Raw genomic sequence first — 21916 nt, forward strand, 5'->3', positions numbered from 1 at the left:
GAGGCAGCCTAAGTCCTCGCCAAGAACTGGGTTACAACAAGAACAAGATCGCTGAGGAGCCTGCCGTGCTGTCGGACATCGATTCCGCCAACAATCTCGTCGAACTCTTCCTCAAACGCGCGGACGAGAAGGGCGACTTGCCCTTCCTCGGGGCGAAGAAGGATGGCAGCTGGCAGACGATCAGCTGGCGTGAAACCGCGGAACGGGTCTGCCTCCTTGCGGAAAATTTGCGCAGACTGGGCCTCAAGGAAGGCGACCGCGTGTGCCTCGTATCCGAGAACCGCCCCGAATGGTGCATCGCCGACCTCGCGGTAATGGCTGCAGGCTGCATCACCGTGCCGGCCTACATCACCAATACCGAGCGCGACCACGTCCACATCCTCGACAATTCGGGGGCCAAGGCGGTGATCGTGTCGACCGAGAAGCTGCTCCGGCCGCTGCATGGTGCCTTGCAGGCCTCGGGCATTGCCGAACATGTTATCGGCATCGACGATCTCCATCGCCAGCAATCGGGCAGCTTCACCTTCCATATGTGGGACAAGATGCTCGAGGGTGATGCCGCGGCGGCGCGCAAGGCGGTGACCGAGCGGATGGCAAAGGTCGGACGCGGCGATACGGCGTGCATCATCTACACCAGCGGCACCGGCGGGGCCCCGCGCGGGGTGCTGCAGCACCATGGCGCAATCCTGTGCAATGCCGCGGGCGCCGCGGAAATCCTGATCGAGGATTTCGGCATCGTGCAGGACGAGCGGTTCCTTTCCTTCCTGCCGCTCAGCCACGCCTATGAGCATACCGGCGGGCAGTTCCTCCCGATCAGCGTCGGCGCGCAGATTTTTTATTCCGAGGGCCTCGAAAAGCTCGCCAGCAATATCGAGGAAACGCGGCCGACCATCATGGTCGTGGTCCCGCGGCTGTTCGAAGTGCTGCGCACGCGGATCATGAAGCAGGTCCACAAGCAGGGCGGCCTTGCCGAGAAGCTGATGAACACTGCGCTGGAGGTCGGCGAACGTCGCGCCGCGGGCCAGCCCAAGTTCGGCGACAAGCTCAAGGATCTGGCGGTCGCACGCCTGCTGCGGCCCAAAATCCGCCAGCGGTTCGGCGGCAGGATCAAGGCGATGGTATCGGGCGGTGCGCCGCTCAACCCCGAAGTCGGCATCTTCTTCGAAGCCATGGGGCTGACGATGTTGCAGGGTTACGGGCAGACCGAAGCCGGTCCGGTGATCAGCTGCAATCGCCCGGCAGCGGGGATCGCGATGCATTCGGTCGGTCCGGCAATGCGCGGTGTCGAATTGAAGATTGCCGACGACGGCGAAGTCCTCGTGCGCGGCGAACTCGTCATGCATGGCTATTGGCAGAACGAAAGCGAGACCCAGCGCACGATCCAGGACGGCTGGCTGCATACCGGCGATATCGGCCACCTCGACGACCGGGGCCGGATCGTCATCACTGACCGCAAGAAGGACATGATCGTCAACGACAAGGGCGACAACATCGCCCCGCAGAAGGTCGAGGGCATGCTGACGCTGCAACCCGAGATCGGCCAGGCGATGGTGGCGGGCGACCGCAAGCCCTATATCGTCGGCCTGATCGTCCCCGATGCCGAATGGACGCTTGAATGGTGCCGTGCGCAGGGGAAACAGTTCGACTGCAAGCAATTGCAGGAACTGCCCGAGTATCGCAACGCGGTGCGCGCCGCGATCGACCGGGTGAACAAGGATCTATCGGTGGTCGAAAAGGTACGCCAGTTCGCCTTTGCCGACGAGCCGTTCACGATCGAAAACGAGGAAATGACCCCCTCGATGAAGATCCGCCGCCACAAGATCCGCGATCGCTACGGCGACCATCTGGCGAAGCTGTACCGCAGCTAGGACCGCGGACTGTAGCGGTGGCGTGAAGAGGGCCTAGGCGACCGCTTCCTCGATATATTCCGGGAAGAAACTTGGCGCACGGTCGCTCCAGCCGGGGGCGGTCGCGGCAGCTTCGCTCAGGCTCTGGAGCAGCATCTTGCGGCGATCGGGGCGGATCTGCGGCAGGGCGGCGGCGGCGCAAAAGGCGCTGGGCAGCCACGGCCGTGCGGCGGCGGAGATCAGCCGTTCATAGAGAAAGCGAAAGGCGGAAAAGCTGTCGATCCGCTCCTGCGCCAGATCGAAAGCGGCAACGCGGGTCAGCTTGCCGACAAAGCCCTCGACACTGTCGAAGCCCGAGTGTTCGGGGATCGACTGGCGCAGCGCCTTCAGCTCCTGATAGGCGACATACTGGCTGCGGATCGCGGCGTTCTCGCCCGGGTTGCGCCCCCAGATGCGAAAGGCATCGCAGCGTCCCAGCCCGATATCGAGACTGCGGCGGATATAGCGCTGCTCGGCGGCGGTCAGCCCGGCGAATTCGCGCATTTCGGCAATGGTCAGTGATGCGGTACCCGTAACGGCCATGATCGGCACTCCCCTGTCACGAGGCCGACTATCTCCGAAGATGGTTAATATTTTTTCCGCACCCCGGCGCAGCCTCCGGGACTCGCCCCTGTGTTAGATCAGCCCCGCCAACGGGCTGCTGGGGTCGGCATATTTGCGCGTCCCCATCCGGCCGGCGAGATAGGCATCGCGCCCGGCCTCCACGGCCAGCTTCATTGCGCGCGCCATGCGGAGCGGGTCCTTGGCCTCGGCGATGGCTGTGTTCATCAACACCCCGTCGCAGCCCAGTTCCATGGCGACAGCAGCATCCGAAGCGGTGCCGACCCCGGCATCGACCAGTACGGGCACGCTGGCGCCTTCCTTGATCAGCCGGATTGTGACGCGGTTCTGGATACCGAGCCCCGAGCCGATCGGCGCGCCCAGCGGCATGACTGCGACCGCGCCTGCATCCTCGAGCTGCTTGGCCGCAATCGGGTCGTCGACGCAGTAGACCATCGGCAGGAAGCCTTCCTTGGCCAGCGTCTCGGTCGCGACCAATGTCTCGCGCATATCGGGATAGAGCGTGCGCGCTTCGCCGAGCACCTCCAGCTTGACGAGATCCCAGCCGCCCGCTTCGCGCGCCAGCCGTAGCGTGCGGATCGCCTCGTCCGCGGTGAAGCAGCCCGCCGTATTGGGCAGGTAAGTGACTTTCTTGGGATCGATGTAATCGGTCAGCATGGGCGCATTGGGATCGCTGACATTGACCCGGCGCACCGCCACGGTGACGATTTCCGCACCCGAGGCTTCGAGTGCTGCCGCATTCTGTTCGAAATCGCGATATTTGCCGGTGCCGACGATTAGCCGGCTGCGGAAAGTCCGTCCGGCAACGGTCCAGCTATCATCGTCCTGGCCGCCGCCGACGAAATGGACGATTTCCAGCGTATCGCCATCGCTGATGGGATGCTGGCCAAGTTCGCTGCGCGGGGCGATGGTGCCATTGTGCTCGACCGCGACCTTCGCCGGGTCGAGTTCAAGTTCGCGCACGAGATCGGCGATAGTGGCGGCGGCAGTACGGCGGGTCTCGCCATTGACGGTCAGGGCAATCATGCGCCCGACTTAGTCGCCCGCGCGCTCCTTGCAAGCCGCGGAATGCACATGGCGCAGGTTGAGGATGTGCCCCAGCGATACCAGCGCGACGCCAATGATGGTCAGCACCGCTTCCTTCACGCCATGCGGTACGGCCAGCGCCGCGCCCATGAAGGTCAGCCCGGTCATTGCGACCACAAAGGGGGCTGCAACACGGTGACGCAAGGCGCCCCAGCCGATCGCGACGCCTGCGATCAGCGTGGCGATGAGCAGCCCCGCACGGTGGATATCGGGCGAAAGGAACAGCTCCCCGCCAAGGCCGAGACCTGACACCAGGACAATCGAAAGCAGGCAATGGATCGCACATGCACCCGAGAGCAGGATCCCCGCCCGGTCGAGCCTCCGACGAATCGGCGAGATGGCACGTTGCAACATGCGAGGCCAGATATGTTATGGTGTATCTTCTTGCAAGCAAAACCGGCGGGTGACGGTCGCATCGCGTCGGTTGCGGCAACCGGGCTGCCGCTTGCCCGATTTGCACTTGCGCCAGCCGCGCCTGCAAACCACAGACGATGCCATGTCCGAGAAGAGCAAGCAGGCGCGGCCGATCGCGCTGGCCAACTGGCTGATGATCGTCGCCGTCATGGTCGTGGTGATGGTGGCCGTGGGCGGGATCACCCGGCTGACCGAGAGCGGGTTGTCGATCGCCCAGTGGAAACCGATCACCGGGGCCATCCCCCCCTTGTCGGACAGCGCGTGGCAGGCCGAATTCGAACTCTATAAGGCCACGGGCGAGTATCGGAACGTGACCGGCCCTGCAGGAATGGACCTTGCGGCTTTCAAGTTCATCTTCTTCTGGGAGTGGTTTCACCGGCTGCTTGGCCGGTTGATCGGGCTGGCCTTTGCCCTGCCCCTGGCATGGTTCTGGATCCGCGACGCGATCCCGCAGGGCTACAAGTGGCGGCTGGTTGCGCTGCTTGCGCTGGGCGGGCTGCAGGGCGTCTTCGGCTGGTTCATGGTCCGCAGCGGGCTCGCCGGGACAATGACCGATGTGAGCCATTTCTGGCTTTCGATTCATTTGCTGACCGCGCTGTTCACGCTCGGCGGGTTGGTCTGGACCGCGCTCGATCTTCGCCGCCTGGCCGCTGGCAGCGGTGGTCCCGCGCGCTGGACCGTCACCGCGAGCTGGGTGGGCGCAATCCTTTTCGTTCAACTGCTGCTCGGCGCGTGGGTCGCGGGACTCAATGCGGGGCTCGCCTCCGATAGCTGGCCGCTGATGCAGGGTGGGCTGGTGCCGGAGTATGACACCAGTGGCGGTTTCCTTCGCGCCGTGACCCACGATCTCTACCTGGTCCACTTCCTGCACCGCTGGTGGGCCTGGGCGGCGGTCGCTGCGCTGATCGTCATGGCGCGCAGGGTAAAGCCGCTCATGCGCCGCGCCTCGGTGGCGATCCATATCGCCTTCGGAACGCAGATCGTACTCGGGATCGCGACCGTATGGACGGGCGTCGCGCTATGGGTGGCCGTTGCGCACCAGATCGTCGGCGCGCTGCTGGTCGCGAGCTTCGCCTGGGGTGCGCATGTGCTGGGGCGAAAGACCCACGCGGCCTGACCTGGCTCCCGCGACCTCGAGGCTTCCGGCCGCGCACGGCGCGAGAGCTTGCGCGCCGTTCGAAGCCCCGTAATACTGCTGGTATCGGGGGTGGGCGATGAAGGCGGATAACAGGCGCGGCGTGCTGAGGCTTTTCGGTCTGGCAGCGATCCTGCCCGTCCTCGGCCACCCGACCGCCGTATGGGCGGCGAGCCGTTCCATAAGCATCCCGACCCGCCCGTTCCTGCTGCGCCGGGAGCTGGAACGCGGCCTGGCCCGCGGAGCATCGCTGCTGGTGACCCGCGAATGGAAGGGACAGTTTGAAAGCATCGCCGGGCAAACCCGCGTTACGGGCGAACAGGTCTCCTGTACGGTTGACGCGCCTGCAGTGCTCGAGCCCATTGCCGCAGTCGAACGCGACCGCCGCTCGCCCGGGCCCTTCCCCGCGCGTCTGGATAGCCGCGGACGGATGGTCGGGAGCCAGCCGGTGAATACGGAGGGCACCGCGGCCGCAGTGCAGGCAGCGATCGGGGTGCTTGAGCAATCGGGCAAGTCCGCCGCCGAGATGCAGGAAGCGAAGCTCTATCTCGCCCAGCTTGCCAAGACTGCCGGAACGATTATCGGCACCACTCCGCCGGACCTGTTTTTTCCCGTGACCGGTGAAGCCCGCGATTCGCGGGAACTGCCGCTGCCCGGCGGGCTGACGGGTGAGTTCTCGGTCGAGCTTGAGGCCAGCGCGACGACGGGCGGACTGCTCGAGCGGTTCGAGCGCCGGATCACTACCCGCATTGCCGAAGATGTGCGGCTTTCGCGCGAAACCTGGAGCCTTTCGCTTGCCTGAAATTCGTTGGGGTTGTATTTTACCCCACGCAAGATGCGCAGAAACGCTTGACTGACAGGCCATCCAGCGCCATTTGCCGCGCGCTTCGCGGGTTCATTCGCATGGATTCGCCGATTGGCGCCGATGCCCCCACGGGCATGGCACGAACACTAGGAACGGAAACCAGCCATGAAGGCTCTTACGAAGACCACCCGGTCGATCAAGCCGGCCGAGGTCGAAAAGAAGTGGCACATCATCGACGCCGAGAATCTCGTCGTCGGTCGTGTCGCGGCGATCATCGCCAACCACCTGCGCGGCAAGCACAAGCCGAGCTACACCCCGCATGTCGATTGCGGCGACCATGTCGTCGTGATCAACGCGGACAAGGTGAAGTTCACCGGCAAGAAGCTTAACGACAAGATCTATTACAAGCATACCGGCCACCCCGGCGGCATCAAGGAAACCACTCCGGCCAAGGTGCTGGAAGGCAAGTTTCCCGAGCGCGTGCTCGAAAAGGCTGTCGAGCGCATGATCCCGCGTGGCCCGCTTGGCCGTGCGCAGATGCGCGCGCTGCACGTATTCGCCGGCACCGAGCATCCCTATGACGGCCAGAAGCCCGAAAAGCTCGACGTTGCCTCGATGAACCGCAAGAACAAGGTTGTCGCATAATGGTCGACGAAACCAAGAACGAAACCGTCTCGGATCTCGCCGATCTGAAGGACATCGCCGGTGACGCGCCCGAGGGCGACGCAGCCCAGATCGCTGAAACCGCCCAGGTTCCGCTGCGCGAGCAGGAGCTCGACAAGCAGGGCCGTGCCTACGCTACCGGTCGCCGCAAGGACGCCACTGCGCGCGTCTGGCTCAAGCCCGGCAGCGGCAAGGTCACTGTCAACGGCAAAGACCAGGAAGTGTATTTCGCACGTCCGACGCTGCGCCTGATCATCGACCAGCCTTTCGCCATCACCGAGCGCCAGGAACAGTACGACGTTGTCGCCACCGTGCGCGGCGGCGGCCTCTCGGGCCAGGCCGGTGCGGTCAAGCACGGCATTTCGCAGGCGCTCACCAAATACGAGCCCGCGCTGCGCAGCACGGTCAAGGCGGCAGGCTTCCTGACCCGCGACAGCCGTGTTGTCGAGCGTAAGAAGTACGGCCGCGCCAAGGCCCGCCGTAGCTTCCAGTTCTCGAAGCGCTAAACGCGAAACGATCTATCAGATCACCAAGGAGGGCGGTTCCGCGAGGAGCCGCCCTTCTTCGTTTGTAGCGCCCTCAGCGCTGGAGCAGCATGATGCCCCAGGCCAGCGCGGTTCCGCCGAGGAACAGCGGCCACGACCACCACAGGTCGAACTGGTAAATCTCGGCGCGGAAAATCTGGAGTTGGCCGCCTTTCGATCCTTGGGAACCGATCGCCAGCGCCACCACGAGGGTCAGAACGGCGCCCAGGGGCATTGCCTTTACGAGTTCCATAACTCTGCTTCCTCCGGTCAATCGCCGCAGAGGATAGGGTCAGATCATTGTTGGACCGGTGCCGAAATTGCTTAGCCGGGCTGGTTAATGCACCGGCGGATCGGTCCGCGGAATTTGACGCACCGGTGCGACGGCCTCTCCCGGTCCCCGTGGCGGCAGCGCGTTTTCCGGCACGTCGTCGATCTGCATATCGGATGTTTCGACATGCTGAAGATTGCGCACGCACACGGTTAGCTGCGCCCCGTCCCAGGTGATCTCGTTGAAACTCGGCGGGGTCGAGCGCGTGCGCTGCGACAGAGTGCCCGCACCGATCATCCGCACCGGACCCTCGCTCGTGTCTTCCATGATATCGAACGCGTCATGGACATGACCCGAGAGGACGCCCTCGACCTTGCGCCTAGCGAGCTCGCGCAGCGCGCGGTCGCCATGCTTGGTCAGCGCGGTCCCCTGCGTGCCGACTTCGCGCAAGGGATGATGGACGGCCACCAGTGCGCGCGTTCCTTTGGGCAGCGCATCGAGCGCGGCCAGGCACCGGTCGAGCGAGCGCTGGCTCACCCAGCCCTTCGACCAGTTGAGACGCGGCTGCATCCGCACGGCAGTCTTGAGCGGGACGATCGCCAGCGCACCGAGGTCGAGTTCCTTTTCGACCTTCTCCTTCATCCCGTGAAACCGCTTGTACGGCTCAAAGAAGCGTTCGATGAGGTTGAAATAGGGCAGGTCGTGATTGCCTACCTCCACGGTAACGGGGGCATCGAGTTCATTGATCCAATGCGTCGCAGCCGCGAATTCGCGGTGCCGTGCGCGCATGGTGAGGTCGCCGGTAATCGCCACCGCGTCGGGGCGCTTTTCGGCAATCTCCTGCTTCACCCAATCGAGCGCGCGGTTGTTTTCGAGCCCGAAATGGATGTCGGAAAGATGGAATATCCGGCGGATGTCAGAAGCCATGCGCGGTCGCTAGCAGATCGACCGGGCAGTCTTCCACCGTGAATTCGGCCCGCGTTTCCAAAGTGGCCGGTTCGCCGTCGATAAGCACTTCGACCGGCTCGCCCGCGCAGTTCTCGATCACCAGCCGATCGAGCAGGCCGAGCCGCTCATGCGGGCCGTCGCGGAAACTGCGCCGCAACAACGCCCAGCTTTGCTGGAGGAATTCTCCGGCGTTTTCGATCCGGTAGCCATCGACCTGCATGCCGCGGTGGCTCGGGGTCAGCTCGATCAGCGGATAGCCATCGTCCTGGCCGATCGCCGGTTCGACCATCCGTACGCGCGACCCGCCCGTCGTTTCGGCCAGTGCCTCGCCGGCGCCCTGAGCAAGGCCGGCAACATCGAAGTCGCGCATCGCTTCGCGTACCTCGGCCCAGGCGGTTCCGGGCCCGACCAGGACACCGGCATGGGCCCTTCCCGCAGGCAGCAGGCCATTTTCGGACGGACGGGCCGAAACGCGCCACTGGCGATGCGCTCGAGGATAGCGTCATATTCGGTATCGGCCCCGTGAAGCCGGGCGCTCAGAAGGTTCATTGTCCCCCCCGGCAGGACCAGCACTTCGCCGCTCCAGCCCGTCACCGCCTCGATTACTGCATTCAGGGTACCGTCTCCGGTGAAGACGATCAGACGGTCTACATCCGCGTCCTGCAACACGGTGCGGTTAGGAAGTTCCTCGGCAGGAAAGGCGATCGTCTTCTCGGCGGGCATGCCGTATTCGGCGAGCGAGCGTTCAAGCGCGACCAGTGCGGCTTCGCTATTGCTGCCGCTGCGCGAATTGACGATCAGCCATGTTTTCCGCGGAGCCATGTCGTTCAAGCGCCAGATCGCGTCTGCGGTTCCCGCGCTCAGATCCGGCCATTCAGCAACAGCCATGCGGTCGTGCCATTAAGCAGGCTGTAGATCGCATACCCCCAGGCCGCAGCCGGCCATTCGTGCGCCACCAGCAGCATCGCCATCAGCAGCACGAAAAACTCGAACGCCAGCGAAACGCGCCCGCCGTCCGCGCGAAAGGCGGCCGGCAGCGTGTCGAGCAGTGGGTGGTTCGACTCGAGAACCGCCTTGTGGACCGCGAAATTTATTATCCCGAGGATGAAGAGGATGCTCAGCAACATAAGACGAGCGTCCTACGCCCGTCGCCTGCCGATTGCCAAATGCCATTGGTCGGTCGTTTTGCAGCGCCCGTCCATTGCCCTCGCCATCCGTCGAAGCCCGCGTGTGATTACAGATGTAGCCATGTAATACAGTTGGTGCGGCGGGCCTCTCCCCCTCAATTGATCGGGGTCCGCCGCAAACCTGGAGATGGAACTATGAACAAGACCCTTGCCACGCTCGCCGCCGCCGGCCTCGCACTCACCGCAACCGTCGCGCAGGCCGAAAATGTCAATGTGACCTACAGCGATCTCAACCTGAGCACCGTCGCCGGCCAGAAGGAGTTGTCGCAGCGCATCGATCGCGTCGCACGCGAAGTCTGCGGCTACGGCGCAGCGCGCACGGGCACCCGACTGCCCGACCGCGCCGCGCGCGAATGTTACGAAATGGCCAAGGCACAGGCAGGCGAGCAAGTCGCGGCCCGTGTCGACGAACAGGCCATGGGCGGCTGATACATCAGCCTGCCCGACTTCGGACCCCGGCCGGTTGCAGTCCCCCGGTCGGGGTCCTTTTTTATGCGTTTCAAATGTGACGGGCTCTAGCGGCCCGCCATCGCCTTGACCTTGGGCAGATAGGTCCGACCGATGCGCAGCGCCTCGCCATCCTCGAGTTCGACCGACCACACGCCGAGCCCATCGTGCCGCAGGCCGGTGATGCGATCCTTGCGCAGGATCGTCGAGCGATGGATGCGGATGAATCGCGAAGGATCCAGCCGCTTTTCGAGCCCGGCGATGGTCTGCAGCAACAGATAGGTCCGCGCTGCGTCATCTGCGCCGACATGCAGGCGGACATAATCGCGCTCGGCATCGATCTGGCCAACTTCGGAAGTGGCGATGCGGATGAGCTCGGAGCGGTGCGGGATCCACAGTTCCTCGAGCCACGCGCTTTCGGACGCTTCACCGTCACCGCGCCGGGCGATGGCGCGCGATACCGCGCGTTCGAGCCGTTCGGGTTTGACCGGTTTGAGCACGTAATCGACCGCATCGAGATCGAAGGCCTCGACCGCGTAATTGTCATGTGCGGTGACGAAGACCACCGCCGGGCGCTCCGCCTTTTGCGCCAGTGACTTGGCTACCGAAATACCATCGACTTCGGGCATGGTCATGTCGAGCAGGATCAGATCGGGCTGCAACGCATCGACTAGGCGCAACGCCTGCGCTCCGTCGCTTGCCGTCCCGACGACGCGCAGTTGGGGAATTTTCGAACAGATGACCTGCATCCGTTCCACCGCCAGCGGTTCGTCATCGACGATCAGGGTCTTGAGCGTCTCGCCCACTTCCTCAGCCATGTTTCACCATCGGTAGTCTCAATTCGGTTTCATAGCCGGTAAGCGCGGGCCCCGAAACGATCGTCGCGCTATTGCCGAAGCGCGCTTCGAGCCGGTCGCGGACATTGGCGAGACCGATGCCGAAGCCATGTTCGCCTGCGGTGCCGGGTCCATCGTCGCTCACGGTCAGGACCAGCCGGCCATATTCCTCGCGCGCGGCGATCGTGATCGTCACCGGCTTGCGCGATGCGGATACCCCATATTTGACCGAATTCTCGACCAGCGGCTGGAGGATCATCCCCGGCACCTGATATCTGGCCAGTTCGGGCGGCAAGTCGACCTTTATCCTCAGCCGTTCGGGGAAACGCACCGCTTCGATTGCGAGATAGTGCTCCTGCAGGTCGATCTCGTCCTCGAGGCTGACGTCGCCGGTCGGATGGTCCGCCAAGCTGTGGCGATAGAAGCGCGAAATCGTCTGGATCATCTGTTCGGCCCGGTCCGCCTTACCGGTCATCACCAGCGCCGACAGCGAATTGAGCGTGTTGAACAGGAAGTGCGGATTGACCTGATAGCGCAGCGATCGCAGTTCCGCCGCCTTGGCCGCCGTGCGGAAGCGTTCGCCGCGCCGCTCGGCCGCGCGTGCCTGCGCACCGGCCAGCAGGGCAAGAAACAGCGACGCCCAGGCCAGCAGGATGAAATAGCGTCCGATCGCGAAGTCGAAGGTCATCTTCCACTGGTCGAGTGCGGTCGGAGCGGGCGAGATAAGCACGCTTTGCGGAACGGCCTCTTCGGCCTGCTCGACATCTTCGCCCATCTTCGTGCGGGGCAGGTCGATGAGGAGATTGCCGGCATCGTCGCGGCGCAGGGCAATACCGCGCTCTTTGCCCATCTGCTCCTCGACCTTGGCTTCGATCGAACTGAATATCCAGCGGTTCGCTTGGGCGATCATGATCGCACCGGGCATCGCGACAACCAGCGTGACCGCAATCTTGATGCCAAGCGACCGGTTCTCGACCACCCGCAGGACGAGCCAAAGAAGCCCGGTCATGGCCACGCCGACAACGCAAACCAATGCGCGCCGCCATAGCAGCTCATCCTGGAACTCGAGCCCGACGACCACGCCGCGCAAGGTGATCAGGAGGAAATAGCACAGCCACACCCCCACCATGGAGGCGAGGACGACCTTGCCGGACAGGCGCTCGCTTTCGGGATTCATCTGGCGTTCATCGATTGGCACGGTTTGCGATGTGCCCCTTCGCGCCCGCAAATGCCAGCGCGGCGGTCGAACAGGCTCTGCGGTTGGTCGAGCGGCCGTTATTCCGCAGGTTCGAGATTTCCAGCAGCAATGCGGCGTCGCCATTCGGCAGGCGCGAGCGTGTGGACATTGTTGCCGGCCGCATCGACCGCGACCGTTACGGGCATGTCCTGGACCTCGAATTCGTAGATCGCTTCCATCCCCAGATCCTCGAAAGCCACCACCTCAGCGCCCTTGATCGCGCGGCTGACGAGATAGGCCGCCCCGCCGGTCGCCATGAGGTAGGCGACCTTGAACCGGCTGATTACTTCGACCGCATCGTGGCCGCGCTCGGCCTTGCCGATCATCGCGAGCAGCCCGAGGTCGAGCATCATATCGGTGAACTTGTCCATCCGCGTGGCGGTGGTGGGGCCTGCCGGACCGACGACTTCGCCCATTACTGGGTCGACCGGACCGACATAATATATCGCGCGCCCCTTGAACTCGACCGGTAGTTCCTCGCCCGCTTCGAGCATGTCCTTGATGCGTTTGTGAGCGGCATCGCGGCCGGTCAGCATCTTGCCCGACAGCAGCAGGCGGTCGCCATGGTTCCAGCTTTCCACTTCCGCCGGCGTCAGCGCGTCGAGATCGACACGCCGGGCAGCGCTGTCGGGTTGCCAGGTCACTTGCGGATAATCGTCCAGCTTGGGCGGCTCGAGATAGGCCGGACCCGAACCATCGAGCGTGAAATGCGCGTGGCGCGTGGCAGCGCAGTTGGGAATCATCGCCACGGGCTTGCCGGCGGCATGGCAGGGCGCATCGAGTATTTTCACGTCGAGGACCGTCGCCAGTCCGCCAAGACCCTGCGCACCGACGCCCATGGCATTGACCGCATCGAAGATATCGATGCGCAATTGCTCGATATCGCTCTGCGCGCCGCGCTGCTTGAGCTGGCCCATGTCGATCGGATCCATCAGGCTCTGCTTCGCCAGCTTCACGCAATGCTCCGCGGTGCCGCCAATGCCGATGCCCAGCATTCCCGGCGGGCACCAACCTGCACCCATCGAGGGAATCTGTTCGAGCACCCAGTCGACGATATTGTCGCTCGGGTTCATCATCTTGAACTTGGACTTGTTCTCGCTGCCCCCGCCCTTGGCGGCGACGTCAATATCCACCGTGCTGCCGGGCACCATCTCGACCGACAGGACGCAAGGCGTATTGTCGCGCGTGTTGCGCCGGGTGAAGGCGGGATCGGCAAGGATCGAGGCGCGCAGCTTGTTGTCGGGATGGTTGTAGGCGCGGCGCACCCCCTCGTCGACGACCTCCTGCAACGACCGCGTGCTGTCGAGCCGGCAGTTCATGCCCCATTTGACGAAGACGTTGACGATCCCGGTGTCCTGGCACAGCGGGCGGTGCCCCTCGGCGCACATCCGGCTGTTGGTGAGGATCTGCGCAATCGCATCCTTGGCGGCGGGGCCCTTCTCGGCCTCATAGGCCTCGCCCAGCGCACGGATATAGTCCATCGGATGGTAATAGGAGATATACTGGAGCGCGTCGGCAACGCTCTCGATCAGGTCGTTTTCACTGATGACGGTCATGTCGCTCATCGCCGCAAATTCCCATGTTGCAGATTTGCGCTCCCCGATAGTCAGGTTTGCCGCCATCGGTCAAAGCGCTTGGCCCGGAGAGGCCATACGCCTAAGGCAACCGGAGCTTGCATAAGCGTGTTATTGATGTAATACAGCTCGCGGAAATGACCATGACCCTGACCACCACCCGCCCCGACTACACGGCCGCCCGCAAGGCGATGATCGACAGCCAGCTGCGCACCAGCGGTGTCAACGACGGCTTCGTGCTCGAGCGCATGTCGAGCATCGCGCGCGAGGATTTCGTGCCCGAGGGGGCCAAGTCGATCGCCTATATGGACCGCGCGATCCGGCTCGAAAGCGGCGGGTTCCTGCCCGCCCCGCTGTTTCATGGTGCCATGCTCGCCGAAGCCCGGCCCAGCATGGATGACCGCGTGCTGGTGATCGATGGCGGCAGCGGCTACCTGCCCGCGCTGGTCGAACCGCTGGTCGGCAAGCTCGACACCGTCACGCCCGAGAAGGCGGCCAATGGCGCCAAGCGCGGCGATTACACGCTGGTGCTGGTCGACGGGGCCATCGAACATGCGCCCGCAGCGCTGGCCAAGCTGGTTGCCGAGGGCGGACGGATCGTAACCGGCATGGTCGAGCGCGGCGTCACCCGCCTCGCCACCGGCCGTAAATCGGGGAGCGCGCTGGCGCTGATCCCGCTTGCCGAAATGGGTATCCCGCGGCTTGGCGCATTCGACCGGCCGCAAAGCTGGAGTTTCTGAATGCGTCGCGGAGGGGTAGCACAGTTCTGGGTTCTGGGGGCGGGCGCAAGCGCGCTGGCTCTCGCTGTTCCGGCGCAGGCCGATACGCTGCAGGAGGCGCTGACCAACGCCTATCTGTACAATCCCACGCTGCTCGCCGCGCGCGCCAACCAGCGGGCGAATGACGAAAACGTCCAGATCCAGGAAGCCCCCGGCATTCCCAGCGTGAATGCCTCCGGCACCTATATCGAGTTCATCAAGAAGTCGCCCAACAGCTTCACTTCGCCCGACCGGACCCTCCAGATCGGTCCCGAGCTGACCGTTCCGGTTTATGCCGGCGGGGCGGTCAGGAACGCGGTCAAGGCGGCGGAAGAACGCGTCGCGGCGGGGCAGAACGATTTGCGCGCGACCGAGAGCGCAATTTTCAGTCAGGTCGTGGCCGCTTACATGGACGTGCTGCGCACGCAGGCGCTGGTCGCGCTCACCGCCAACCAGGTCGAATTCCTGACGGTCAATCTCCAGGCAACGAGCGACCGGTTCGAAATCGGCGACCTTACCCGTACCGATGTTGCCCAGTCGCAATCGCGGCTGGCGCTGGCGCAGGGCGATCTGCGCAATGCGCAGGCGAACCTGATCAATGCCCGCGAAACCTACATCCGGCTGGTGGGCGATGCGCCCGAGGATCTGCAGGCGCCGCCGCCGCTGCCCAACCTGCCGACCGATGTGGCCACGGCCGTCGATACGGCGCTGGCCAACAATCCCGACCTGCTGGCGGCGATGGAACGCGCAGATGCCGCGGGGTTCGACACCGAGGTCGCAGGCGCCGGTCGGCTGCCGCGCGTGTCGCTGTTCGCGGGCGCGACCTATACCGATTACTTCGACACGCTGGCCGGGGGCGCTCCCGGCATTACGCAGGAAGAAACGACGGCCAATGCGGGAGTGAACCTCAGCATTCCCATATTCCAGGGCGGGCTTCCCGCCGCACGCCAGCGGCAGGCGCAGGCCCGCGAGACCGCAGCGCTCGAACAGGTCATTGCCGCCGAACGCGAAACCATCGCCCAGGTACGCGCGGCCTGGTCGAGCTGGCAGGCATCGCTGGCCGTGATCGAAAGCAGCCAGATCGCGGTAGAGGCCGCCACGCTCAGCCTCGAAGGCGTGCGCGCGGAGAACTCGATCGGCAGCCGCCAGATACTCGATGTGCTCAATGCCGAACAGGAACTGCTCAGCGCGCAAGCGCAGTTGGTGACGGCGCGCCGCAACGCCTATGTCGCTGGCTTCAGCCTGCTGGCCGCGATGGGCCGCGCCGAAGCGCGCGACCTTGGGTTCCTGGGCGAGGGCGTACTCTATGATCCCGCAGCCAATTACGAGCGCGTGAAGGGCCGTGTGTGGGATTGGGACCGCGATCCCGAACCCGTCGCCGGCGCCACGAGCACTGTCGATGTCGCGACACCCGACGCCAGTGTTCCGGGAGAGGATGAAACGGGAACCGAATCAGGCTATTGAGCGCTGTACCGAATCGGGACGTACCGATTCGCCAACAGGGGCTTGAGTGACGATGCAGCAAACGGGTGAACCTTCGGTCGAGGAAATTCTCGACTCGATCAAAAAGGTGATCGCACGCGACAATCGCGAAGGCGCGATCCTCGAACGCCGTCGGCGCACGGCTGCCACGATGCGCGAAAGCCTTGCCGAACCCGCCGATTCCGAAGAAGCCGACGAAGTGCTCGAACTCGCCGAGGAAATCGCCCTCGATGACGAGCGGGACGAGGACGAAGCCGAAGACGATGCGCTCACCCGGGGCGACACGCGCGCGGCGATGAGCCAGAATTTCGCCGCGCTCGCCATGCTCGCCAAACCCGGCAAGCAGCCGCAGATCGTGCGTTCGGGTGAGACCTCGCTCGAGGGCCTGACGCGCGAAATGCTGCGCCCGATGCTGGCCCAATGGCTCGACGACAACCTGCCCGGCATGGTCGAGGATCTGGTCAAGGCCGAGATTGCACGGATTGCGGGCAAGCGCAGCTGAGCCTGCCGCGGTACATTTGACTGCAAAACTGAAAGCCCTGCGCAAGGCCGAGCAAGCGCTGGCCAAGACCGGCGGCGCCATTGCCGAACGGCAGATCTTCCTGTGTGGCATCTCCGAGAAGCAGAAGTGCTGCCGCCGCGACGAAGGCAAGCAGGCGTGGAACTACCTCAAGCGCCGGCTGAAGGAACTCGGACTGGTGGGCCGCGAGGGGACCATCCAACGGACCAAGGCCGATTGCCTGCAGGTATGCGAGGCGGGGCCCATCGCGGTCGTCTGGCCCGATAACGTGTGGTACCATTCGTGCCACCCCGAGGTACTCGAGGCGATCATCCAGCGTCATCTGATCGGCGGCGTACCGGTCGAGGAATACCGTCTCAGACCAGCCGACTAGTCGTCGTCGCGGAGCGGGTCTTCGATGGCTTCGTCATGGCCGGTTCCCGAGGACAGGAACACCAGTCCCATCAGCGCGCTGGTCAGCAGCATGGTAAAGCCGACGCCGAGCGCGACGGCGATGTAGAAGTGGATCGACACTTCCTCGGCGCCGTGGCGGTACAGCAGTGCCATCGCAATCGCGACCACGCCGACCGTCAGCAGGAACATGAAGCGCATGATCCGCCGATAGCGCGCCCAGGCAAAGGCCGCGCTTTCGGGATCGTCCAAGGGAGATTTATGCGCCATCGCCAGCGCACATGGCGGGCCTGCGCACCAGTTTCAACGCCGGGGTGCTGGACGATTCGCTTTTTGCAGGTGAAGATGGCATTCTGGCAGCAGCAAAGCGGTGGAGATGGCGCATGGAAATCGGCAGTCTGATCGAAGGGCGGGCGAACTCCGAGATCATCTCCTGCAATGTCGATACGCCCGTACGCGAAGCGGTTGCGCTGCTGGCCTCGAAGCGTATCGGCGCGGTCCCGGTGGTCGAAGCCGGGAAGGTGGTCGGGATTTTTTCCGAACGCGACGTAATCTATCGCCTGGCCGATGAAGGCGATGCCTGCCTGTCACGGCCGCTGGGCGAGGTCATGACCGCGCCCGCAATCACCGTGCAGCGCACGACCTCGGTGCTCGAAGCGCTGGCGCTGATGACCCGGCGGCGGATCCGCCACTTGCCGGTGGTCGAAGGCGAGGCGATGTGCGGCTTCATTTCGATCGGCGATCTGGTCAAGGCGCGGCTCGACGAGATCGAACACGAGGCTGAAGCCATGCGCGCTTACATCCAGACCGCTTGAGACTGGGCTCGCGCCTCCCTACATCGCTGGCATGATCAATTCCCCCACCCTCACCGATGCCGCGGTGGCCCGTATCGCCGCGATCGCCGAGAAGCAGGCCAAGCCGGCCATCCTCCGCCTCTCGGTCGAGGGGGGCGGTTGTTCGGGCTTCCAGTACAAGTTCGGCCTCGCCGATGCGGCTGAAAGCGACGATGCGATCAGCGAGAAGGACGGGGTCAAGCTGCTCGTCGATCCTGTCAGCCTCGATCTCGTCGCGGGTAGCACCGTCGATTTCGTCGAATCGCTGGGCGGCGCGGCCTTCCGCGTTGAAAACCCGCAGGCCGCGGCAGGCTGCGGTTGCGGGTCGAGCTTCGGCATCTAGACATCCTGCAGGGGCCGGACCGGCCCTTCACGCACCGCAGCGAAGGCACGGGGCTTGGCGCTGGCCAACCGCCTGCCGAGGCCATAAGAACGCCCGCATGCGTATCGCCAGCTTCAACATCAACGGGATCAAGGCGCGCCTGCCGCGTCTGATAGAATGGCTCGAGGAAACCCGGCCCACCGTCGCCTGCCTGCAGGAAATCAAGACGATGGACGAAGGCTTCCCCGCCGAGGAGTTCGAGAGCATCGGCTACAAGGCCATCTGGCATGGTCAGAAAAGCTTCAACGGCGTCGCTATCCTCGCCGACGGGGTTGAACCGCTGGAGACCCAGCGCGGCCTGCCCGGCGATCCCGAAGACGAACAATCACGCTATCTCGAGGCGGACGTGAACGGCGTCCGCGTGGCGTCGATCTACCTGCCCAATGGCAACCCGCAACCGGGGCCGAAATTCGATTACAAGCTGGCCTGGATGAAGCGGCTGCGCGCGCATGCGGCCACGCTGTGGGCGCAGGAAATCCCGACCGCGCTGGTCGGCGATTACAATGTCATCCCCGAAGACAAGGATGTCTGGTCGGTGCGCGCGATGGCGAGCGACGCGCTGATGCAGCCCGAATCGCGCGATGCCTATGCTCGGCTGCTGGGCGATGGCTGGACCGACGCGCTCGATACGCTCAATCCGCGCGGGGGCGTGTGGACCTATTGGGACTATCAGGCGGGCGCATGGCAGCGCGACCACGGGTTCCGCATCGATCACCTGCTGCTGTCCCCCGAGCTAGCCGTACGGTTGCAGGCAGCGGGCGTGGACAAGGAGCATCGCGGGCGCGAGAAGGCCAGCGATCATGCTCCGGTCTGGGTCGACGTGCGCGACTAGCCGGTGCGAATCGAAAAGGGGCCCCGCTCGCGCGAAGGCCCCTTTCCAAATTGACTTGCCTCAGCGGTAGAAGACGTGCGTGTCGATCGTCGCAAGCGCTACCTTGCGGCGGCTCCAGCTGGGCCGGACGTAGTTCGCGTGGAAGTACAGCGCATCGCTTGCTTCGCTGTCCCACAGCCCGCGGTGGGCGATGCGGGCAATGGCATGCGCACGCTGCCAGGCGCGCGAGCCGGTCTTGATCCGCGGCATACGGCCATGTTTGACGAAGGAGAATTGCGCGCGCTGGTAGACGACGCTGCAATAGCTCGACGGGAAACGGCGGTCTTCGGCGCGGTTGATGATCACCTGCGCAACCGCCAGCTGGCCGTCGAGCGGTTCGCCGCGCGATTCGAAATAGACCGCCCCGGCGAGGCACTGGAGTTCGTCGGAAAGCTGGCTGCCAGCGGGCATGGCGGCGACGAGCTCGCGCAGGCTGTCTGCCTGCGGTGCCGCGTCGGCGGAATTGTTTGATACGGCTTCCGCTGCGGGAAGCTCCTGCACCACTTCCTTCTCGACGAAGACGGGCACCACTTCTTCAGTGAGCTGTGCCTCGGTGGTGATGTCTGCGGTTGCTTGCGCCGCAACCTGGGCGTTGGCGCCGGAACCTTCGGCTCCCGCAAAAGTAGTAAAGGCGATTGCCGCGATGACCGCGGTAAACCCGGTAGTCTTGAATACCATTTTTCACTGACAACTAAGCGGTTGGCGGTCTGACGCAGGCTGGGATCCATGGCGCGTTGATGGCGTCCTGAAACTTGGATCCGATACGGGCCTGCCGGCCACCCCCCGTCTGCGTGCTAGCGTGTCGACCCCATTGCCGTCCTAACGCCGCCTGCGCATCGAAGCTGGCGGGCAAATAGTCGCAATTGATATTAAGTCAAGTTAACCCGACGCCCCTGCGACGAACCGTTCTGCATTTTCGATATCCAGCTCGATAACCCAGCAATCGGGGTCCGAACGCCGGCGCTTGGTCACGTATTCGTCCAATTCTCTTGTGTTTTCATTGTCTTGCGTGCGCGTGCAGACGAATGCGCGCGAACCATCGAGCTGGGGCATACGCTCCCACAAGCGGGTATTCCTGCCGCTTTGCGTGGTTAATACCAGCAGGGTACCCGCGTCTTTCTCCCCCTTCTGAAGAACCATGCCAAAACCGCCCGACCCTTCGACCGCGCGGATCAGGCCCGAAACCTCGACATGGGCAGGCAGGCGCGCGTTCACTATGCTCAGCTTTCGGTAAGATAGCCGGGGAGGCTCGACAGCGGGATATGCGAGCGCATGAAGGTCCCCGTTCCGCGGCCGATTTCGTCGCCCTCGTCATCGACCAGCCGCGATTCGGCGACGAACACGCGCTTGCGCCCGCTCACCCAGCGCCCTTCGGCGACCACCTGCCCCACCCGCACCGGCTTGGTGAAATGCAGGTTGAACGAGGTCGTCAGCAGGAAACGGTCGGTGACGAAGGTGTTCGCAGCATAGAAACCGGCATCGTCGAGCATCTTGAAATAGATCGTGCCATGCGCCGCACCGGCAGCATGATAGACCTCTTCGGTCACGTCGAAGGTGATCCGTGAGGTGCCCTCGCCGGTAATTTCCAGCCGTGAGGGAAACAGCGCATTGACCGGCGCCGAGGCATAGAGGCTTTCGAGCGCCCGATGATGGCGCTCAGCCCCGCTGGTTGCGGCCCCGGTCATTGCTACTCTCCGTCGTTCCTAGCGCGGTTCGACCCAGCCGATCGAACCGTCGTGACGGCGATAGACCATATTATGCGCGCCGCTGCCCGCATTTTTGAACAACAGCCCATTGGTGTTCTGGAGGTCGAGCAGCATCACTGCATCGGCCACGCTGCATTCGGGGATCATCGCCTTGGTCTCGGCGATCACCGGCGGGCTGTCAGCGGTCAGTTCCTCGTCATTGTCGGGTTCGGGCGCGCCGAGGATCGTATAGGCGGCCTCGGCCTCGCGCACTGCATGGGCGGCCTGTTCGTGGCGGTCGTTGATCCGGCGCTTGTAACGGCGCAGCTGCTTTTCGATCTTGCTCGCCGCGGCATCGAAGGCCTGGTGGACGTCATGCGCTTCGGCATGACCCTTGAGGATCAGGCCCTGCATGACATGTGTGACGATATCGGAGGTGAACGCGCCGCCCGACCCCTTGCCGAAGGTGACATGCGAGGAGATGGCGCGGTTGAAATACTTGTCGACGATGGAGTTCAATCGATCGCCGACATGCTCCTGCAGCGCTGTGCCGGTGTCGATCTGGTGGCCGGAAACACGAATATCCATCTTGTTATTTTCTCCTTTACCGTCCCCCGTGCGGTTCCAACTCCCCGGCCCGTCCGCCGGTTTCCGCCATACCGGACATTAGCCCCACAGGGGATTCTCGATCCCGGTCATGAATTCGCGATGCCGCGCCAGTTCCGCAGCGCTGGCATGGTGTGGGCGCGGTTGACGGCGCGGCCCCGACGGGGCCTGGCGCACGGCGGGTAAATCGGCGGTTTGGACGAGCCCAGCGGAGGCGACCTCGGCCGCCAGTTCGAGGCCGATCTGCCGCCCACCCTTGAGCTCGACATAGACCTGCGCCAGCAGTTCGGCATCGAGCAGCGCACCGTGCTTGACGCGGTGGCTGCGATCGATCCCGTAGCGCGAGCACAGCGCGTCGAGCGAGAGCTTGGCCCCCGGATGCCGCTTGCGCGCCAAGGCGACGGTATCGACCATCCGGCTGGTGCATATGGGGGCCAGTTCGCACAGCGACAATTCGGTATTGAGAAACCCGAAATCGAACCCGGCATTATGCGCCACCAGTGGCGAATCGCCGATAAATTCGAGCAGTTCTGCGGCGAGGTGCCGAAACAGCGGTTTGTCCGACAGGAATGCCGCCGACAGGCCATGTACGGCCTCGGCGCCCGAGGGCATGTCACGTTCCGGATTGAAGTAAGCGTGGTAGCTCGCGCCGGTCGGAACGAGATTGACCATCTCGATGCAGCCGATCTCGACCATCCGGTCCCCGGTCTTGGGGTCTAGGCCGGTGGTTTCGGTATCGAACACGATCTCGCGCATCACCACTCCTATCGGCCCCGCGGGGCCAGATTACAAGG

The 21916-nt window shown here is 64.1% G+C and carries 30 protein-coding genes; 13 read left to right on the forward strand and 17 right to left on the reverse strand.

Translation table 11 applies throughout. The features are described from left to right. Positions 1 to 65 precede the first annotated feature (65 nt). Positions 66 to 1868 carry an AMP-dependent synthetase/ligase gene (locus tag V6B15_RS12980; RefSeq protein WP_334201543.1) on the forward strand — a complete coding sequence of 601 codons (1803 nt, stop codon included), beginning with the start codon at positions 66 to 68 and terminating at the stop codon, positions 1866 to 1868. Between the two features lie 33 nt (positions 1869 to 1901). Here the strand turns inward: V6B15_RS12980 and V6B15_RS12985 are convergent, their stop codons facing one another. The 3 genes from V6B15_RS12985 to V6B15_RS12995 form a co-directional block, all read right to left on the reverse strand. Then, positions 1902 to 2429 (reverse strand): hypothetical protein, encoded by a 528-nt coding sequence (locus tag V6B15_RS12985; protein WP_334201544.1) that lies wholly within the window; start codon positions 2427 to 2429, stop codon positions 1902 to 1904. A 93-nt stretch (positions 2430 to 2522) separates the two neighbouring features. Further along, positions 2523 to 3494, reverse strand: a complete 972-nt coding sequence (thiS, locus tag V6B15_RS12990) for a sulfur carrier protein ThiS (RefSeq protein ID WP_301298828.1) — start codon at positions 3492 to 3494, stop codon at positions 2523 to 2525. Positions 3495 to 3503: 9 nt separating this feature from the next. Next, positions 3504 to 3908, reverse strand: coding sequence for a MerC domain-containing protein (locus V6B15_RS12995; protein ID WP_253521058.1), 405 nt, complete (start codon positions 3906 to 3908; stop codon positions 3504 to 3506). A 142-nt stretch (positions 3909 to 4050) separates the two neighbouring features. On the opposite strand from V6B15_RS12995, the gene V6B15_RS13000 reads away from it, so the two are divergent. From V6B15_RS13000 to rpsI, 4 genes are all read left to right on the forward strand, one after another. After that, positions 4051 to 5085 (forward strand): COX15/CtaA family protein, encoded by a 1035-nt coding sequence (locus V6B15_RS13000; RefSeq protein ID WP_334201545.1) that lies wholly within the window; start codon positions 4051 to 4053, stop codon positions 5083 to 5085. A gap of 97 nt (positions 5086 to 5182) precedes the next feature. Further along, positions 5183 to 5905 carry a hypothetical protein gene (locus V6B15_RS13005; protein WP_334201546.1) on the forward strand — a complete coding sequence of 241 codons (723 nt, stop codon included), beginning with the start codon at positions 5183 to 5185 and terminating at the stop codon, positions 5903 to 5905. A 168-nt stretch (positions 5906 to 6073) separates the two neighbouring features. Beyond that, positions 6074 to 6553, forward strand: a complete 480-nt coding sequence (gene rplM / locus V6B15_RS13010; RefSeq protein ID WP_263605618.1) for a 50S ribosomal protein L13 — start codon at positions 6074 to 6076, stop codon at positions 6551 to 6553. After that, positions 6553 to 7077, forward strand: a complete 525-nt coding sequence (rpsI, locus tag V6B15_RS13015) for a 30S ribosomal protein S9 (protein WP_253521048.1) — start codon at positions 6553 to 6555, stop codon at positions 7075 to 7077. Before rplM ends, rpsI begins: the two co-directional genes overlap by 1 nt. Positions 7078 to 7150: 73 nt before the next feature. On the opposite strand, the gene V6B15_RS13020 is transcribed toward rpsI, so the two are convergent. The 5 genes from V6B15_RS13020 to V6B15_RS13040 all read right to left on the reverse strand — a co-directional run bounded on the left by V6B15_RS13020 (position 7151) and on the right by V6B15_RS13040 (position 9441). After that, positions 7151 to 7348: a hypothetical protein gene (locus tag V6B15_RS13020; protein WP_253521046.1), complete on the reverse strand. Its 198-nt coding sequence runs from the start codon at positions 7346 to 7348 to the stop codon at positions 7151 to 7153. 84 nt (positions 7349 to 7432) lie between these two features. Next, a complete protein-coding gene (locus V6B15_RS13025) occupies positions 7433 to 8293 on the reverse strand; it encodes a metallophosphoesterase family protein (RefSeq protein WP_334201547.1) in 861 nt (286 codons plus the stop codon). Next, the gene (locus V6B15_RS13030; protein WP_334201548.1) at positions 8283 to 8603 is read right to left on the reverse strand and encodes a hypothetical protein; all 321 of its coding nucleotides are present in this window, start codon (positions 8601 to 8603) and stop codon (positions 8283 to 8285) included. Before V6B15_RS13030 ends, V6B15_RS13025 begins: the two co-directional genes overlap by 11 nt. Further along, positions 8561 to 9202 (reverse strand): diacylglycerol/lipid kinase family protein, encoded by a 642-nt coding sequence (locus V6B15_RS13035; RefSeq protein ID WP_334201549.1) that lies wholly within the window; start codon positions 9200 to 9202, stop codon positions 8561 to 8563. The genes V6B15_RS13030 and V6B15_RS13035 overlap by 43 nt, the downstream gene beginning before the upstream one ends. Beyond that, positions 9175 to 9441 carry a hypothetical protein gene (locus V6B15_RS13040; RefSeq protein ID WP_334201550.1) on the reverse strand — a complete coding sequence of 89 codons (267 nt, stop codon included), beginning with the start codon at positions 9439 to 9441 and terminating at the stop codon, positions 9175 to 9177. The genes V6B15_RS13035 and V6B15_RS13040 overlap by 28 nt, the downstream gene beginning before the upstream one ends. 195 nt (positions 9442 to 9636) lie before the next feature. Between V6B15_RS13040 and V6B15_RS13045 the strand changes: the two genes are divergently transcribed. Then, positions 9637 to 9930, forward strand: coding sequence for a UrcA family protein (locus tag V6B15_RS13045; protein WP_334201551.1), 294 nt, complete (start codon positions 9637 to 9639; stop codon positions 9928 to 9930). Positions 9931 to 10016: 86 nt separating this feature from the next. Here the strand turns inward: V6B15_RS13045 and V6B15_RS13050 are convergent, their stop codons facing one another. The 3 genes from V6B15_RS13050 to V6B15_RS13060 all read right to left on the reverse strand — a co-directional run bounded on the left by V6B15_RS13050 (position 10017) and on the right by V6B15_RS13060 (position 13577). Continuing rightward, positions 10017 to 10766, reverse strand: a complete 750-nt coding sequence (locus tag V6B15_RS13050; protein ID WP_334201552.1) for a LytR/AlgR family response regulator transcription factor — start codon at positions 10764 to 10766, stop codon at positions 10017 to 10019. Beyond that, positions 10759 to 11982 (reverse strand): sensor histidine kinase, encoded by a 1224-nt coding sequence (locus V6B15_RS13055; protein WP_334201553.1) that lies wholly within the window; start codon positions 11980 to 11982, stop codon positions 10759 to 10761. The genes V6B15_RS13050 and V6B15_RS13055 overlap by 8 nt, the downstream gene beginning before the upstream one ends. A 77-nt stretch (positions 11983 to 12059) precedes the next feature. Then, positions 12060 to 13577, reverse strand: a complete 1518-nt coding sequence (locus V6B15_RS13060; RefSeq protein ID WP_334201714.1) for a fumarate hydratase — start codon at positions 13575 to 13577, stop codon at positions 12060 to 12062. 155 nt (positions 13578 to 13732) lie between these two features. On the opposite strand from V6B15_RS13060, the gene V6B15_RS13065 reads away from it, so the two are divergent. From V6B15_RS13065 to V6B15_RS13080, 4 genes are read left to right on the forward strand one after another with little or no spacing between them, the layout of a single operon-like run. Beyond that, positions 13733 to 14335 carry a protein-L-isoaspartate O-methyltransferase family protein gene (locus V6B15_RS13065; protein ID WP_334201554.1) on the forward strand — a complete coding sequence of 201 codons (603 nt, stop codon included), beginning with the start codon at positions 13733 to 13735 and terminating at the stop codon, positions 14333 to 14335. Beyond that, positions 14336 to 15817 carry a TolC family outer membrane protein gene (locus tag V6B15_RS13070; RefSeq protein WP_320181257.1) on the forward strand — a complete coding sequence of 494 codons (1482 nt, stop codon included), beginning with the start codon at positions 14336 to 14338 and terminating at the stop codon, positions 15815 to 15817. Between the two features lie 52 nt (positions 15818 to 15869). Then, positions 15870 to 16337 carry a DUF2497 domain-containing protein gene (locus V6B15_RS13075; RefSeq protein WP_334201715.1) on the forward strand — a complete coding sequence of 156 codons (468 nt, stop codon included), beginning with the start codon at positions 15870 to 15872 and terminating at the stop codon, positions 16335 to 16337. A 16-nt stretch (positions 16338 to 16353) separates the two neighbouring features. Continuing rightward, positions 16354 to 16728, forward strand: coding sequence for a (2Fe-2S) ferredoxin domain-containing protein (locus V6B15_RS13080; protein WP_334201555.1), 375 nt, complete (start codon positions 16354 to 16356; stop codon positions 16726 to 16728). On the opposite strand, the gene V6B15_RS13085 is transcribed toward V6B15_RS13080, so the two are convergent. Then, positions 16725 to 17015, reverse strand: coding sequence for a hypothetical protein (locus tag V6B15_RS13085; protein ID WP_253521026.1), 291 nt, complete (start codon positions 17013 to 17015; stop codon positions 16725 to 16727). The two genes, V6B15_RS13080 and V6B15_RS13085, sit on opposite strands and share 4 nt — an antisense overlap. Before the next feature lie 113 nt (positions 17016 to 17128). On the opposite strand from V6B15_RS13085, the gene V6B15_RS13090 reads away from it, so the two are divergent. From V6B15_RS13090 to xth, 3 genes are all read left to right on the forward strand, one after another. Next, positions 17129 to 17560, forward strand: a complete 432-nt coding sequence (locus tag V6B15_RS13090) for a CBS domain-containing protein (protein ID WP_334201716.1) — start codon at positions 17129 to 17131, stop codon at positions 17558 to 17560. 31 nt (positions 17561 to 17591) lie between these two features. Then, positions 17592 to 17921: a HesB/IscA family protein gene (locus tag V6B15_RS13095; protein WP_334201556.1), complete on the forward strand. Its 330-nt coding sequence runs from the start codon at positions 17592 to 17594 to the stop codon at positions 17919 to 17921. A 97-nt stretch (positions 17922 to 18018) separates the two neighbouring features. Beyond that, positions 18019 to 18792, forward strand: coding sequence for an exodeoxyribonuclease III (gene xth / locus V6B15_RS13100; protein ID WP_334201557.1), 774 nt, complete (start codon positions 18019 to 18021; stop codon positions 18790 to 18792). Between the two features lie 60 nt (positions 18793 to 18852). Here the strand turns inward: xth and V6B15_RS13105 are convergent, their stop codons facing one another. The 5 genes from V6B15_RS13105 to dnaQ form a co-directional block, all read right to left on the reverse strand. Next, positions 18853 to 19509, reverse strand: a complete 657-nt coding sequence (locus V6B15_RS13105) for a cell wall hydrolase (protein WP_334201558.1) — start codon at positions 19507 to 19509, stop codon at positions 18853 to 18855. A 201-nt stretch (positions 19510 to 19710) separates the two neighbouring features. Beyond that, the gene (locus V6B15_RS13110; RefSeq protein ID WP_334201559.1) at positions 19711 to 20046 is read right to left on the reverse strand and encodes a DUF1491 family protein; all 336 of its coding nucleotides are present in this window, start codon (positions 20044 to 20046) and stop codon (positions 19711 to 19713) included. Positions 20047 to 20051: 5 nt separating this feature from the next. Then, the gene (locus V6B15_RS13115) at positions 20052 to 20516 is read right to left on the reverse strand and encodes a PaaI family thioesterase (protein WP_334201560.1); all 465 of its coding nucleotides are present in this window, start codon (positions 20514 to 20516) and stop codon (positions 20052 to 20054) included. An 18-nt stretch (positions 20517 to 20534) separates the two neighbouring features. Beyond that, positions 20535 to 21104 carry a ribosome hibernation-promoting factor, HPF/YfiA family gene (gene hpf / locus V6B15_RS13120; protein ID WP_253521007.1) on the reverse strand — a complete coding sequence of 190 codons (570 nt, stop codon included), beginning with the start codon at positions 21102 to 21104 and terminating at the stop codon, positions 20535 to 20537. A gap of 78 nt (positions 21105 to 21182) precedes the next feature. Then, positions 21183 to 21878 carry a DNA polymerase III subunit epsilon gene (gene dnaQ, locus V6B15_RS13125; protein WP_334201561.1) on the reverse strand — a complete coding sequence of 232 codons (696 nt, stop codon included), beginning with the start codon at positions 21876 to 21878 and terminating at the stop codon, positions 21183 to 21185. Positions 21879 to 21916: the final 38 nt, after the last annotated feature.

This window comes from Qipengyuania sp. Mu-71, assembly GCF_036867055.1.
Classification (GTDB): domain Bacteria; phylum Pseudomonadota; class Alphaproteobacteria; order Sphingomonadales; family Sphingomonadaceae; genus Qipengyuania; species Qipengyuania profunda.